Source organism: Acidobacteriota bacterium (assembly GCA_016195325.1).
Taxonomy (GTDB): domain Bacteria; phylum Acidobacteriota; class Polarisedimenticolia; order JACPZX01; family JACPZX01; genus JACPZX01.
The window spans coordinates 1-14314 of the sequence record JACPZX010000011.1; the positions used below are offsets into that span (position 1 = coordinate 1).

Genomic DNA, 14314 nt, shown 5'->3' on the forward strand with positions numbered 1-14314 from the left:
ACGGCGGCTGGATCTTGTGGTCCAGTGGGAGCGGCCCCAGGGCGGAAGCTTGAAGCTCCGGATGGTGCTCTCCTGGAATCCATCGACGAAGCAGTTCATGGTCCTCGTCACCAACGTGGGCCGGAGAATCCTGACGGCCAAACAGACGTGCGACGTCTACCGGTTGCGCTGGCAGATCGAGCTCGTCTTCAAGGAGTGGAAGTCGTTCTCGAACCTCCACGAGTTCGCGAGCGCGAACGTTCACCTGGTGGAGGGGCTCATCTGGGCGAGTCTGTGCGCTGCGGCGCTGAAGCGGAGCCTCGCGCACGCGAGTCAGCGGGCCGGCCGAAACGTCGCGATCTCCACCCAGCGTGCCGCGAAGTGCGGTGTCCAGATCCTCGGCGACCTGACGCGCTGCATCCTGGACAAGTTCCACGATCTGCACTCAATCCTCGACGACGCTGTCGAGTTCCTGCTCAACAACGCCGCCCGCGCTCATCCGAAACGAGATCGCGTGTCGGGACGCATGCGCTTCGGGCTCGAATACGTCGGTGTCAGGGCTTAAGGACTACCCTATGAGAGGAAGTAAAGAGGCGCCTCCCCGTTCAGAAGGTAGTTGAGATTCTTGGTGGTGACTCTGACACGAATGCTCCCGTCATCGGTCGCTTGGGTGCCTGATCGGGCCTTTAGCTGACACCTGGCCCGGCAGTTTGTGGGATGTCCTTCATAGACGACTTCGAGACTGAAGTCGACGCCGAAATCATTAGCGCGATCATCACGGGGAATGAGTTGATCCGCAGGGAGACAAGCCTGAAGTGCCTGCCAGCTCTTACGCTCCAGGTCGCTAGATTCTGGCGATGAAGGTAAAGGGCCCAGTGAGCGTCGAGCGCGTTCGCCCTTCTCGTCGCTCACGGTGTTGGCCCCCTCCTCGTCGTCGTGACCGACAAGCCAATGTCGGCCAAGTCCTTCCGGTCGCGCACCGTCGCAAACAATGGGCGTCCCGCGTGACCATCCGAAGCGCCACGCGGTTCTTGGCCGTACATCAGTTCTTCTGTCTTGGCGAAGCGAGTGGAACCCAGAGCGCCGATCGAACCCTGCCCATTGCTGTCACGAGGGGAGTTGCCAGTCGGCCCTTGAGCAAGAAGGCGAGTCGTCATCTGGGCCCGTGTAGTGCCTCAGGGGCCTTCTCCTGCGTGCCCTGCTTCAGCAGCAGGTCAGTCAAGTCTAGAAAGTCGTCGGCTTCCAGTCGAAGCTCCGGACTGAGCCCATTGTTCTTAAAGAACGCGACGAAGACGTTTCGTCCCAACCGCCTGACCTCCTGGATGAGCGGAACGTAATCGCCATCTCCGGCGACGAGCACGCACGCTTGGTAGCTGCCCTGCTGAGCGTGGGCAAGGACGTCCGTCGTGAGGCTCACATCGACACCCTTGGACCTCCCTCCCTTTGGCTTGCGAAAGACCTTGGGTGAGAACGCGAGCGCGAGAAGAGCCTCGCGGACGTCATCCAACTTGATGTCGTCTCCTTGCACCGCAGTGTAGAAGTAGGAACGAAATGATCGGAGGGCGAGATTCAGCCGCCCGAAGGCGAGCTTGCGGTCTCCTGAAAGGCCTTGGCCCGGAAACCAAAAATGGGTGTCCTTCAAGTAGTGCTGACCCGGAATCAGGACTCGTCCGGTCGAGGACGCCACTTCCTGCGCTCGTATGGTGAAGTTCTCGCCATCGACGAACATCATCCACGGGTGGCCCAGACTCGCGGATGTAATCGCATTCGAAACCATGGCCTGGGACCTCCGGAGCGTGCCCAACGTCAGGATACCACGCTGTCGATTATGGCTCGGAAGTTGCGATGCCGGTCAGGGAGTGAAGACGTCGTCTTTGGTAAAGTTGCACCCGTGGGCGAACGGCGCGACGGGCGCTGGTCGATGTTGGCAGCGGGAAGTCATTGACCGTGGATACGTTTTGGAGTATAAGAGAGGCTCCTGCCCGCGAGAGGCGTCGTGGATAGTCTCGCTCTCTCGTTCCCTGGAGACCGCATGCGCCCCGCCGGATGCGTGACGATTTCGATGGCGTTCGCTTGCTGCGTGCGCTTGCCATTTGGGTTTCGCGCCGTTGTTGATTTCACGTCTGCTCCTCCGCTGCAGCATCGCTGCAGGGTATCCTTGGAGCTATGAGGACAACCACGCCGTTCTGTCGATGGAACGTGCCGCGGAGCGCTTTCCTGCTCCTCTTGTCCATCGTGGTTGGGACGACCCTCGCTGCCGCCTCTGTCGGGTGGGGGAACGTCGGTCCAAAGCCACCCGACCGCCATTTTCACGCCATCGCCTACGACAGCGCGCGCGGTCGCGTGGTTCTGTTCGGGGGCGTAGGTGACAGCGGTCTACTTTCCGACACGTTGGAGTGGGACGGCACGGCGTGGGTGAACGTCACGCCCGCGGTCAGCCCGCCCGCCCGCTACGGTCATGCTCTCGCCTACGACAGCTCGCGTGGCCGGGTGGTTCTGTTCGGCGGCAACGGCCTGAACGGTTTCCTTGCCGACACATGGGAGTGGGACGGCACGGCGTGGGTGAACGTCACGCCTGCGGTCAGCCCACCGGCGCGTTTCGTACACGCGTTGACCTATGACAGCGCGCGGGCTCGGATCGTTCTATTCGGGGGACGGTCAGCGGCCGCCCCCTACTACCTTGCGGACACTTGGGAATGGGACGGCACCACGTGGGTAAACGTTACGCCTGCTGTCAGCCCGCCCGCCCGCAGCAACCATGCCATGGCCTACGACAGCGCGCGCGGCCGGGTGGTTCTGTTCGGGGGCAGCAATGGCAGCCACCTTGACGACACGTGGGAGCGGGTCGGGACCGTATGGGTAAGAGTCATGCCCGCGGCGAGTCCGCCTGCCCGAATGACCTATGCCATGGCCTACGAGAGCGCGCGTGGCCGGGTGGTTCTGTTCGGTGGCTATGGCAATGGTTTCCTTGCCGACACTTGGGAGTGGGACGGGGCGGCGTGGGTGGACGTCACGCCCGCAGTAAGCCCGCCCGCACGGTACGGTCATGCCATGGCCTATGACAGCGCGCGTGGCCGCGTTATCCTGTTCGGGGGCCTGAGAGAGGTTTCCCCCTACTACCTTGCCGATACATGGGAATGGGATGGCAGCGCGTGGGTGGGCGTCGCGCTCGCGGTTAGTCCGCCCGCCCGATCTGATCATGCGTTGGCCTACGACAGCGCCCGGGGTCGCGTCGTCCTGTTCGGTGGGAGCCAGAACTACTTCAGTGGACCTTTCCTTGCTGACACGTGGGAGTGGGACGGCACGACCTGGAGCGACGTCACCCCCGCGGTGAGCCCCCCTGCCCGCTCCCGCCATGCCATGGTCTACGACAGCGCACGGGGTCGCGTGGTCTTGTTCGGGGGATGGACGGGGTACAGCCAGTTTTTTGCCGATACATGGGAGTGGGATGGTAGTTCGTGGGTCAAGGTCACTCCGTCGGTGAGTCCACCTCCCCGGGAGGGTCATGCATTGGCCTACGACAGCGTACGGGGCCGCGTGGTCTTGTTCGGCGGTTACAACGGCAACCAATACCTTGGCGACACGTGGGAGTGGGACGGCACAACCTGGAGCAATGTCTCACCCGCGGTGAGCCCCCCCCCTCGAGATTCGCATGCCGTCGCTTACGACAGCGCACGGGGCCGCGTGGTCTTGTTCGGGGGCTATCCCTCGGGTGTCGACACGTGGGAGTGGGATGGTGCTTCTTGGGTGAACGCCACGCCCGCGGTGAGTCCACTCCGCCGCTATGCCCATGCCATGGCTTACGACAGCGCACGGGGCCGAGTGGTCTTGTTCGGGGGATGGACCGGCTCTAACGACTTTTTCGCCGACACCTGGGAGTGGGATGGCACGGCGTGGGTGAACGTGACGCCCGCGCTGAGTCCGCCCGCCCGATCAGATCATGCGTTGACTTACGACGTCGCACGGAGTCGCGTGGTCTTGTTCGGGGGCTGGAATGGCGACCCAGTGGCCGACACGTGGGATTACCCAGGAACGGAGTTCCTGTGCGACGGCCTCGACGACAACTACAATGGAAGTATTGACGAAGGCTGCGATGACGACTTGGATGGTTACTGCGATGCCGCTATGACAGTCGTCGGCTCACCCGCGGTGTGCTCGCTGGGCGCAGGAGATTGTGACGACACGAACCCCTCAATTCACCCATCTGCGACCGAGACTTGTGATGGCAAGGACAACGACTGCGATCTAGTTGTGGATGATGGAAATCCAGGCGGCGGCCTGTCGTGCAACACGGGGCTACAGGGGATCTGCTCGATCGGCACGACGAACTGCGTGGCTGGTTCCATTGCCTGCACTCAGAACCTGCAGCCAGCGGCCGAGGTCTGCGACAATCTCGATAACAACTGCAATGGTCTCATCGACGAGGACGCGGCCGGGCTCGATTCCGATTCCGACGGCGTCCACAACGCCTGCGACAACTGCCGGTTCGCGTTCAACCCGAGCCAGTCCGACACCGACCACGACCGAGTGGGCAACGCGTGCGACAATTGCCTGACCACCTACAACCCCAGCCAGACGGACACGGATTCGGACCAGCGAGGCGACGTCTGCGACAACTGCCCGGCGGACTACAACCCCTCCCAGGACAACGCGGACGGCGATAGGGCGGGAGACGTGTGCGACAACTGCGCGTTTACCCCGAACGATGACCAGGCCGATTTCGACCACGACTTCGAGGGAGACGTCTGCGACCTGAACGACGGCTTGATCATGGTCAACTCGCCGGCCTCAACGTCGGTCCTATACCAACGCGAGCAGGGGTTCTCCTCCTACAACGTCTATCGAGGCGACATGAAGACGTTGAGGACCACCGGGATCTTCACACAAGACCCTTCCTTGGTGCCTGCGGCTGATCAGTTCTGTGGCATGACGACTGGGTCGCTGTTCGATCCGTTCGTACCAGGTCTGGGGAGGGTCGTCTACTACCTCGTAACCGGCGTCAGCGCGGGCTCGGAGGGCTCCCTCGGGAACCGGAGCAACGGGACGCCGCGGCCGAATGACAATCCTTGCCAGTAGACATCAGCCCGCGATCCTCCTTGCCGCCGCGATCGCCGCTCCGAGCAACGAACCCCCCGTCTCCGATCCGGGTAGCATGAGACCACTTCGCTGACGGGAAGCCTTCCACTCCGCACTTCCGAGCGCGACGCCCCGACCCGAGACCCCCTTCCCCTAAGGCTTCCCATGCCCGTGCGGCGGCTTCCCCGCACACGGCCCCGTCGAATCGACAAGCGCACCCTGGTCCACGCAGCTCGCGTGCTTCCCCCGATCGTGCGGCACGCACACCGACACCGTGCCCGAGCACTGCCCCCCGTTGCCATCGTCGGCGGTAAACCCGACGTGGTACACGCGACCATCGAGACGCCCGCTCCGCTCGACGCGCAAAGACGCCGTGTCACCCCCCACACCCGAAGCATCGGGACACTTGTGCCCGTCCCCCGGCGCGACAAGAGGCTCATCCTGCGAGATCGAGTTCACCGTAATGGAGACAGGATCCCCATCCGCGTCGGTGACCCCCCCAACCGAGACGGACTTGAACTTGTGATTCGGCGGCCAGAGAACGCTCGAGGAAGGCGCCGCCGCGCTGCAGTCGGGCGGCGTGTTGAGACAGTCCGGATCGGCCCCATCCACCAGACCATCACTATCGTTGTCGATGCCGTCCGAGCAGGACGGATCCCCCGGCGGACCCTCCACGCCGGAGGGCAGGAACGTCGGCGGCGCGCCGGGCGCGTAGGCGAAGATGTAAGCGGTGACGGAAACCGTCTTGTGGCCCGCGATCGTGAGGGCGTCGCCCGCGGAGTCTCCCCACCAGGAGGCAACCCCCGTGTCGTCGACCGAAGTGAGGCAGGAACTGACGTCCACGCCGAGCGTGGCGTAGTCGAAGGCGTTCAACGCCGAGATGACGCCGCCGACCTTGGCGGCGAGCCCCGAGGCGTCGGGCCACGAAACGTACGCGAGGCGCGTCGGCGGCGTCGGCGCCAGCAGTGCCGGGCCGTTCACGCTTCCCTGGACCGCGAAGAAGGGGAAGGGGGAGTTCCCGACCCCCAGGCAATTCGATGGATCGTCGTCGTCGATGATTTCGAAAGTCGAGAAGGCGGGGGAGGAGAGGACGGCGTCGGTGGCGAGCGGTGCACCGGTGGGGCCGAGGGTCTTGAACGAAGGGCCGTCGTCCTCGGATCCGATCTGGAAGTCCCAGAGGTACCTCACGCCGACCGAGACCGGGATGTCCGCGTTGTTCGTGATCTCGGTCCTCAGCATGACGGCGGAGTCGTTGAACACCGTCCCGACGACGGCGGCCGTCTGCCGGATGAGGAGGAGGTCGGGGGCCGCGGCGACGTCACCGAGGCGGTAGATCGTCGTGAACCCCGTCGGGTGGTTGGGGTCGCCGACCGGGAGCGCCTCCTCGCCGGCGGCAACGTACCCCTCGAGCTCGATCGTCGTCGGCGCGTTGGGATCGAGCGTCAGCCCGTTGCGCTGGACGTAATCGGTTCCGGAGGTGTACGAGCGTATCGTCGTGTACGAGGTGCCCGGGATCCCTCCGCCGAAGAGGACGTTCTGCGATCCGAGCGAGCCGAAGACGGGATGCGTCGAGCCGGTGGTCGCCGTGTAGACGCCGACTCCCACGCCGGCTGGGCTGCTCTGGACCGAGACCCGGTAGATGCCGTCGCCGCTCGTCGCGGCCAGGGCGACGGCGAGGCTGAGCCCCAGCGACGCGCTGCAAAGAAAGATTCGACCCACGATGCGTCTAGTCATCACACCTCACCCCCCGGCGGCCGGACGGAACCCCCTGTCCCATTGCGCGAATTGTATCCAAGTAGGTACACCGGATAGGAGGCGCGGTCAAGTCGAGATATCGAACCCTCTACCGCTTTGGGTGCAAGAGCCCCGCGCGATCGACCGCCTCACCGGCGAGATAGAGCCGCGCGATCGCCTTCAGATTTCCCAGGTCCTCGACCGGGTTTCTGTCCAGCACCAGCACATCCCCCCGGCTCCCCGCCGAAAGACTCCCCACATCGCTCCACCCGAACAGCTCCCGAAAGTTTCCCGTCGCGGCCGCAATCGCCTGACGCGGCGTCAGCCCGATGCGGTGGAGCATCGCGAGCTCCGTGTGCAGCGAGATCCCCGGCATCGTCCCGAACGCCGACGTCCCGCTCCCCGCCAGGTAATGAGCCCCGGCCTGACGGTAACGCTCCTCGATGCGCAGCAACGTCGCCGCGAGAACCGAAGGGGAGTAGTCGGCGGCGATTCTCGGATCGGGCCTGCGCTCCCCCGTCAAGGGATCCGCGGGGAGATGGATGCCGTTCGGGTCCAGGATCGCGGCGACCGGCTCCTTCCACGGGTTCGCGTGCCCCGGAAGGTCCAGATACCCCAGGCTCATCGTCGGGATGAGGCCGACGCGCGACCTCCCGAGGATTGAGGCGTAACGCGCGAGACCTGGGTCGTCCGCGGGAAGCTTCGATAGGAGATCGTAGAACTTCGCCTTCGGCGGGCCGAAGGGATCGGCGGCGACCTCCGCGTGGAGCGCGTCCGGGGCAAGCTGCAGGGAGTACCGGCTCGTGTGCACGAAGGCCTGGACGCCGCACTCGATCGCGGCGGGATAGGGCGTCACGCCCAGCTCGCCGATCGTCGCCATCCCGAGCTGCTTCGCCCGGGCGACGAGCGAGCGCGCCAGCGGCGGCGGGATCGGGTAGTAGACGAGGAGGACCTTGACCCCGCGCCGCGAAGCCGCTTCGAGGTCCGCGAGCGCTTCTCCTTCCGGAAGCGCCACGGCCTTCCCGTCCTTCTCGGCAATCCCGGCGGTGTCGAGCGGGTAGATCCGCGGAGACGGATGCGCGTCGAGGAGCAGCTCTCCGCGACGCTCGTCCGACATGCCGACGATCGACGTCACCCCCATATAAAGGTAGGCGTTCGCCTGCGCCTGGCTGTTCAATCCCGCGAAGCCGTCGATCAGGCCGGGGAGGAGGTACTTGCCGTGGACGTCGACGATGTCGGCGTCGCCGGGGATCGGGACGTCGCTCCGAGCGCCGGCGGCGACGATCCGGCCGCCGCGCAGGATCACCACGGAATCGGGAATGTCGCGCGTCGAGTTCCCGAAATTCGACACGTCGACGATCGTGCCGCCCGCAAGCGCCATCGCGCGCGGCTCGGCGGCCCGAAGCGCCGGGGCGGAGAAGAGGAGAACGAGAGCCGCAAAGGCCGCGGACCGACGCGAGCGGCTCATGGCTCCCCCTCGATCATCCGCGTTCTCGCGACATCGACGAGACGAGGGCGGGCAATTCCTGCCAGGGGATCGCCGTGACGCGCCGTCCCAGCCGGACCGGCCTCGGCGTCGTGCAGACCACGAATCCCCGCTTCGCCCCGTATTCCGCAAGGAAGACCATCAGATGCCGCGCGTCCCGCTCGGAGGGTCGGTCCGTCAGCTTGACCTCGATCGGAAGGTAGCGCCCCTCGTGCTCCAGGACCCAGTCCACCTCCGGGCCGCCAGGGTCGCGCCAGAACCGGAGCCGCGCGGCTGGCGCGTGGATGCGGCAAAGACGGATCAGCTCCAGGCCCACGAACTGCTCGAAAAGATCGCCCACTCGCGAAGGGTGCAGCCGGCGGCCCTCGCCCGCCGCCAGCCGGCGGACGCCGAGATCGAACAGGAGGTGACGGCTCGCCTTCGTCAGCTTCTTACGGGTGGCGCTTCGGGTGACGGGATCGACGCGCTCCGCGACCAGGCAATCGCACAGAATCTCGTAGTAGGTGCGCACGCTCACGGCTGAAACGCCGATCTCCTGCGAGATCTTCGTGTAGTTGGCGATGCGGCCGGATTCCTGACCCGCCAGCTCCACGAACCTTCCGAACAGCCCCACGTTGCGGACGAGGGCCTCCTGCCTGACCTCTTCCTCCAGGTAGGTCTCGACGTAGGAACGGAGGTCGGTTTCCCGGTCCTCCCGGACGCGAAGCCGGCGGATGGCCGGGAGGGCTCCGAAGAGGAGGGCCTCATCCAGGCTTGCCGGGAGGTGCTCTTCAATCGTGAGCGGATCGAGGCGCAGCGCCACCAGCCGGCCGGGAAGCATGTTGAGGTCGCGGCCGCGCCGCAGCTTGCGCGCGGACGAGCCGGTGAAGACGAACCGGGCCTCGTCGCGATCGATGAGATCCTGTGCGACGTCCATGAGGGCCGGCACCTTCTGGACCTCGTCGATGGTCACGAGCGGCTTCCGGCCGCCTCCCCGGGGCCGCGGCAAGGCTCGGATCTCACCGGCCAGAAGGGAAGGGTCTTTCTCGTAACGCTGCCTCACCGTCGGCGCGACCAGGGAGAGGTTGAGGTCCGCCGCCATCTCCGAGAGAAGCGTCGTCTTGCCGGTCTGCCTGGGCCCCAGCAGGAGGATGCTCTTGCCCCGGCGCAGGTGGCGATCGAGAGCGCCCTGGATCGTGCGGCGAAAATGCAACATGTCACTTTGGATTTTCCCAGAAAATCCAAAGAGTGTCAACCCTGCGTGGCGAGGTTCCGCAGCCGTGCGTCGCCGGGGTTCGGCGTTTTCGACGCCGCGATGCCGGCGCCCATGGCGGGCTGCATGACGAACCAGGGGGCCACGATCGTTCCCAGGCCGATCAGAAGAGGCGGCCAGAGCGCGGGAGATCGAGCCCAATCGAGCCCCTGGATGTCGAACGCGCGTCGCGCGACGAGCGCCGGGGCGTCCATCAGCGCGGCGGCTCCCGCACCGATGAACGCTCCGCGCGTGAGGAGCTCGACCATGAACTCAGGTTATCGCCGAGGTTGCGTTCCCCCGTGGCGCGTCGTATACCGGACGTGTGAGAGACACCTTCCCGGAAGTCGAGAAGGTATACCGCGACATGCTCATGCGGCGCAGCGGTGAGGAGCGCGTCCGGATGGGCGCCGACATGTTCGAGGCGTCCCGCGAGATCGTCCTCGCGAGCGTGAAGGCCGAGAGCCCTGACGATCTGCGCGTGCGCCTCTTCGTGCGCTTCTACGGCGCCGACTTCGAGCCCGCGGAGCTGGCGCGGATCGTCGAGGCCATCCGCCGCCACGACTCGTTGACACTTCCGTCCGCCCCCACCGTAGAATAGCCCGCACCATACCCAGGAATGCCCATCCAGGAGAATCCCTCCCTCCATGTCCAAGACCAAGAAGCGCATCATCGTCCTCGTCGTGGTCGGCGCCGTCGCCTGGGGAGGCTTCGCCGCCTGGCAGCGCCAGAAGAACAAGGGAACTCCCGTCACGGCCGGCAAGGTCGGGACGGAGGACATCGTCTCGAAGGTGACCGCCAACGGAAAGATCCAGGCCGAGAACCGGGTGGAGCTGTCGGCGCTCGTCATGGGCCAGATCCTCAACCTCGCGGTGACCGAGGGGGACAACGTCACGAAGGGGCAGTTCCTCCTCCAGATCGACCGGAACCGGGCGGCCGCCGACGAGGCGGGATCGAGCGCGGCGCTGAAAGTCAGCCTCTCCGACCGCGACTCCGCGAAGGCGACGATGGAGCAGGCCGAGCGCGACTTCGAGCGCGCCCGCCGCAACTACGAGGCGCAGATCACCTCCGAATCCGAGTTCCAGAAGGCCCGATCGTTCCTCGAGACGGCGCGCGCGACGTTCGAATCGGGAGAGAACCGCGTCGAGCAGACGCGCGCCGGGCTCGACGCGTCGCGCGACACCCTCTCGAAGACGACCATCCGCGCCCCCATCGACGGCGTCGTCACGACGCTGCGCGTCAAGGCCGGCGAGGTGACGGTGATCGGCACGATGAACAACCCAGGCACGCAGCTCATGACGATCTCGGACATGGCCAGCGTCCAGGCGGTCCTGATGGTGGACGAGACCGACACGCCGACCGTCAAGGTCGGGCAGAAGGCCGTGTTGCACGTCGACGCGTATCCGGGCCGGAGCTTCGACGGCCTGGTCACGGAGGTCGGGCACTCGCCGATCCTCAAGGACGACACGGATCTCCAGGGGCTGACGACGACCTCGGACGCCATCAACTTCAAGGTGAAGGTCAAGGTGCTCGAGCCGCCGGCTGAGATCCGGCCGGGCTTTTCCGTCACGGCCGACATCATCACGGGGCGGAAGGAGAAGGTGGCGGTCGTGCCGCTGGCCGCCGTCGTCGTGCGCGACTCGACGAAGGGTGAGAAGACCGAGGCGGGGACGCTGAAGACGGAGGAGGGGCTCTACGCCCTGCGCGACGGCAAGGCCGTCTTCGTCCCCGTGAAGACGGGGCTGTCGGGAGGGCTGATGGTCGAGCTCTCGGCGGGGCTCAAGCCGGGCGAGGAGATCGTCACGGGGCCCTTCAAGGCGCTTCGCGAGATCAAGGACGGCGACCAGGTGAAACGCATGACCGACGAGCAGCGGAAGGCCGCCGAGAAGGAAGCCGGCGGGTGAGCCTGAGGGATCTCCTCGCCGTCGCCATCCAGGCGCTCCGCGCGCACAAACTGCGCTCGGGGCTCACGCTCCTCGGCGTGATCATCGGCGTGATGACGGTCGTCTCGGTCCTCTCGGTGATCAGCGGCCTCAATGACTACGTGCTCAACAAGGTCGTCAATCTGAACCCCGACGTCCTGGTCTTCACGAAGTACGGCCTCATCCGCAGCCGGAGCGAGTTCATCCTGGCCCGCAAGCGCAAGCCCGTGACGGCGCGCGATCTCGACGTCGTGCGCGCCGAGTGCCGATCGTGCGGCGCCGTCGGCGGGCAGGCGGACCAGGTCGCGACCGTGCACGCGGGGGCGGCGAAGCTCGCGGACGTTCCCTTCACCGGCTACACGGCCAACGCCTCGACGCTCCTCAAGATCGATCTCCAGGCGGGGCGCTTCTTCAACGCGGTGGAGGACGAGCACGCCGCCGCGGTCGCCGTCATCGGCTACGACGTGAAGGACCAGCTCTTCCCGAACCTCGATCCCATCGGGAGGACGCTCTACGTCCACGGATATCCGCTGCGCGTGATCGGCCTTCAGACGAAGCTGGGGAACGTCCTCGGCCAGAACCGCGACAAGGTGATCTTCGTGCCGCTGTCGTTTCTGCAGAAGGTCATGACGTCGAACGACGGGATCTCGATCCTGGTGCGCCCCGCCCGCGGGATGCCGGGGCTCGACGAGACGGAAGGGGAGGTGCGGACGCTGCTGCGATCGCTGCGGAAGACCCCCTTCCTCGCCGAAGACCCCTTCGGGGTCGTGGGCGCCGAGGCGATCCAGTCGCTCTGGCGCTCGATCTCGGCGGCGGCCTTCATCGTGATGATCCTGATCGCCGGCATCTCCCTCGTCGTCGGCGCCATCGTGATCGCCAACACCATGTTCGTGTCGGTCGTGGAGCGCACGCAGGAGATTGGCCTCCGGATGGCCCTCGGCGCGAAGAGGCGCGACATCCGGCGGCAGTTCCTGCTGGAATCCTCGCTCCTCGCCACGCTGGGGGGGGCCGGCGGGGTGATCGGCGGCGCGCTCGTCGCGCTTGCCGTCAGCCAGATCTTCCCGGCCGCCCTCAAGCCCGCCTTCGTGGCCCTCGGCCTCGCGACGGGGACGCTCACGGGGCTCGTGGCGGGCCTGGCCCCGGCGGCCGCGGCGGCGAAGCTGCCGCCGGTCGAGGCCCTGCGCCATGAGTAAGCCGCGCGGCGCGAGGCTCCTCTGGGCGGCGCTCCGGCGCGGCCTCGCCGCCAACGTGCGCTTCGCGATGGGGGCGCTCCTCGAGTACAAGCTGCGATCGGGGTTGACGATCCTCGGCATCGTCGTCGGGGTGACCACCGTGATGGCGATGGTCGCCATCGTCACCGGATTCAACAACAACGTGATCGGCAACTTGCAGGCCTTCGGCGCGAACCGGATCCAGTTCCAGAAGTACGAGGACCGCTTCGGCCCGGGCGGACCGCGGAGCGACGAGGATCGGCGCAGGCACAACCTGACCGTGTAGGACGCCCAGGCGCTGCGCGACGCGATTCCCGAGGCCACCGTGGCGAGCCTCGTGGGCTACTTCGACGCCGTGATCCACGTGAAGAACGGGAGCCTCGAGGCGAACTCCCCGTACCTCCTCGGCGCCGACGAGTTCTACCCGACGGGCACGGCCTACAACGTCGGCCGGGGGCGCTTCTTCACGCACGAGGAGGTCGAGCACAGCGCGCTCGTGGCCGTGGTGGGGTCCGAAGTCCGGGACGCCATCTTCCCGGGGCAGGAGCCGATCGGCAAGGAGATCACGATCGAGGGGCTGCGCTACCGCGTCATCGGCGTCCTGGAGAAGAAGGGGGCGCAGTTCGGATTCTCGCCGGACAACAAGGTCGTCCTGCCGTACGGCGCCTTCGACCGCCAGTTCGGCTTCCAGGTGCGCCGCGACGGCGTGAGCCTGAACGTCGTCCCCGCGCGCACCGAGGACCTCGAGAGCGTGATCGAGAAGTCGGTCGCGGTCCTGCGCGCCCGCCGCAAGGTCCCCTTCAACAAGCCCAACGACTTCGGCCTCGTCACCCCCGACCAGCTCATCTCGCAGTTCCGCGCCATCACCGGCGGCGTCACCGGAGCCATGGTCTTCGTCGCGCTGATCTCGCTGCTGATCGGGGGGGTGGGGGTGATGAACATCATGCTCATCTCGGTCACGCAGCGCACGCGCGAGATCGGCGTGCGCCGGGCCCTCGGCGCCATGAAGTACGACGTCATCGGCCAGTTCCTCATCGAGGCCATCACGCTCAGCTCGATCGGCGGCGCCGTGGGGGTCGCTCTGGGGCTCCTCATCTCGGCGGCGGTGAAGTTCACCATCCCGGCCCTCCCCACCGCGATCCCGCTGTGGTCGCCGCTCGTGGGGCTTCTCGTTTCGGTGGGGGTGGGGGTCGTCTTCGGCTCGTACCCCGCGGTGAAGGCCTCGCGCCTCGATCCGATCGAGGCGTTGCGCTGGGAGTGACGGGGTCGTGCCGGCACGAACCTCTGATACAATCGCTCCACGAACCGTCGTCACGTCCCTGGGTCTTCGCGTCAAGCGATGGGAGGTCAGTGATGTCGAGACACGCGCGTTCGGGAAGTCTGGTGATGGGGATCGCGGTCATGGTTCTTGTCGCCGGGGCCGTGCTGAGCTCGGGGGTCATCGCCCGTGCGGCGACCCCTGAGAGGTGCGCCGTCGCTCCGGCCGGCATGAGCCAGGAAGCGCCGGCGTCAGGAAGCCAGGCCGCTCCGCGGCTTCTGCCGGTGCGGCTGCTCCTTCACACCCGACTGCAACACGAGCGCCGACTGCGGCGGCGGCGTGTGCAGCAAGGCGCCGAGCTGCTGCTGAGCTCTTGACGAGGGCGGGCGCGTGCGCCCGCCCCATTCTCCCACTCTG

At 66.3% G+C, this 14314-nt stretch carries 14 protein-coding genes; 8 read left to right on the plus strand and 6 right to left on the minus strand.

Annotated elements, in window-relative coordinates; genetic code table 11:
• Positions 1–49: 49 nt before the first annotated feature.
• Positions 50–544 carry a transposase gene (locus HY049_01765; protein ID MBI3447638.1) on the plus strand — a complete coding sequence of 165 codons (495 nt, stop codon included), beginning with the start codon at positions 50–52 and terminating at the stop codon, positions 542–544.
• Between the two features lie 8 nt (positions 545–552).
• On the opposite strand, the gene HY049_01770 is transcribed toward HY049_01765, so the two are convergent.
• Together HY049_01770 and HY049_01775 are read right to left on the minus strand one after the other, a co-directional pair.
• Complete coding sequence (locus HY049_01770) at positions 553–891, minus strand: DUF4365 domain-containing protein (GenBank protein ID MBI3447639.1); 339 nt, start codon at positions 889–891, stop codon at positions 553–555.
• 241 nt (positions 892–1132) lie between these two features.
• Positions 1133–1756 (minus strand): NYN domain-containing protein, encoded by a 624-nt coding sequence (locus HY049_01775; GenBank protein ID MBI3447640.1) that lies wholly within the window; start codon positions 1754–1756, stop codon positions 1133–1135.
• Positions 1757–2145: 389 nt separating this feature from the next.
• Here HY049_01775 and HY049_01780 point away from each other — a divergent pair, with 389 nt between their 5' ends.
• Positions 2146–5055 carry a hypothetical protein gene (locus tag HY049_01780; GenBank protein ID MBI3447641.1) on the plus strand — a complete coding sequence of 970 codons (2910 nt, stop codon included), beginning with the start codon at positions 2146–2148 and terminating at the stop codon, positions 5053–5055.
• Positions 5056–5208: 153 nt separating this feature from the next.
• Here the strand turns inward: HY049_01780 and HY049_01785 are convergent, their stop codons facing one another.
• From HY049_01785 to HY049_01800, 4 genes are all read right to left on the minus strand, one after another.
• Positions 5209–6789 (minus strand): hypothetical protein, encoded by a 1581-nt coding sequence (locus HY049_01785; GenBank protein ID MBI3447642.1) that lies wholly within the window; start codon positions 6787–6789, stop codon positions 5209–5211.
• 109 nt (positions 6790–6898) lie between these two features.
• Positions 6899–8257 (minus strand): hypothetical protein, encoded by a 1359-nt coding sequence (locus HY049_01790; protein ID MBI3447643.1) that lies wholly within the window; start codon positions 8255–8257, stop codon positions 6899–6901.
• Positions 8258–8270: 13 nt separating this feature from the next.
• A complete protein-coding gene (locus HY049_01795) occupies positions 8271–9470 on the minus strand; it encodes an ATP-binding protein (protein MBI3447644.1) in 1200 nt (399 codons plus the stop codon).
• 35 nt (positions 9471–9505) lie between these two features.
• A complete protein-coding gene (locus HY049_01800) occupies positions 9506–9775 on the minus strand; it encodes a DUF2938 family protein (GenBank protein MBI3447645.1) in 270 nt (89 codons plus the stop codon).
• Between the two features lie 56 nt (positions 9776–9831).
• Between HY049_01800 and HY049_01805 the strand changes: the two genes are divergently transcribed.
• The 6 genes from HY049_01805 to HY049_01830 all read left to right on the plus strand — a co-directional run bounded on the left by HY049_01805 (position 9832) and on the right by HY049_01830 (position 14274).
• Positions 9832–10107, plus strand: coding sequence for a hypothetical protein (locus tag HY049_01805; GenBank protein MBI3447646.1), 276 nt, complete (start codon positions 9832–9834; stop codon positions 10105–10107).
• 46 nt (positions 10108–10153) lie between these two features.
• The gene (locus tag HY049_01810) at positions 10154–11410 is read left to right on the plus strand and encodes an efflux RND transporter periplasmic adaptor subunit (protein ID MBI3447647.1); all 1257 of its coding nucleotides are present in this window, start codon (positions 10154–10156) and stop codon (positions 11408–11410) included.
• Positions 11407–12621 carry an ABC transporter permease gene (locus tag HY049_01815; protein ID MBI3447648.1) on the plus strand — a complete coding sequence of 405 codons (1215 nt, stop codon included), beginning with the start codon at positions 11407–11409 and terminating at the stop codon, positions 12619–12621. The genes HY049_01810 and HY049_01815 overlap by 4 nt, the downstream gene beginning before the upstream one ends.
• A complete protein-coding gene (locus tag HY049_01820; GenBank protein ID MBI3447649.1) occupies positions 12614–12925 on the plus strand; it encodes an ABC transporter permease in 312 nt (103 codons plus the stop codon). Before HY049_01815 ends, HY049_01820 begins: the two co-directional genes overlap by 8 nt.
• Before the next feature lie 39 nt (positions 12926–12964).
• Positions 12965–13900 carry an ABC transporter permease gene (locus HY049_01825; protein ID MBI3447650.1) on the plus strand — a complete coding sequence of 312 codons (936 nt, stop codon included), beginning with the start codon at positions 12965–12967 and terminating at the stop codon, positions 13898–13900.
• Positions 13901–13992: 92 nt separating this feature from the next.
• Complete coding sequence (locus HY049_01830) at positions 13993–14274, plus strand: hypothetical protein (GenBank protein ID MBI3447651.1); 282 nt, start codon at positions 13993–13995, stop codon at positions 14272–14274.
• Positions 14275–14314: the final 40 nt, after the last annotated feature.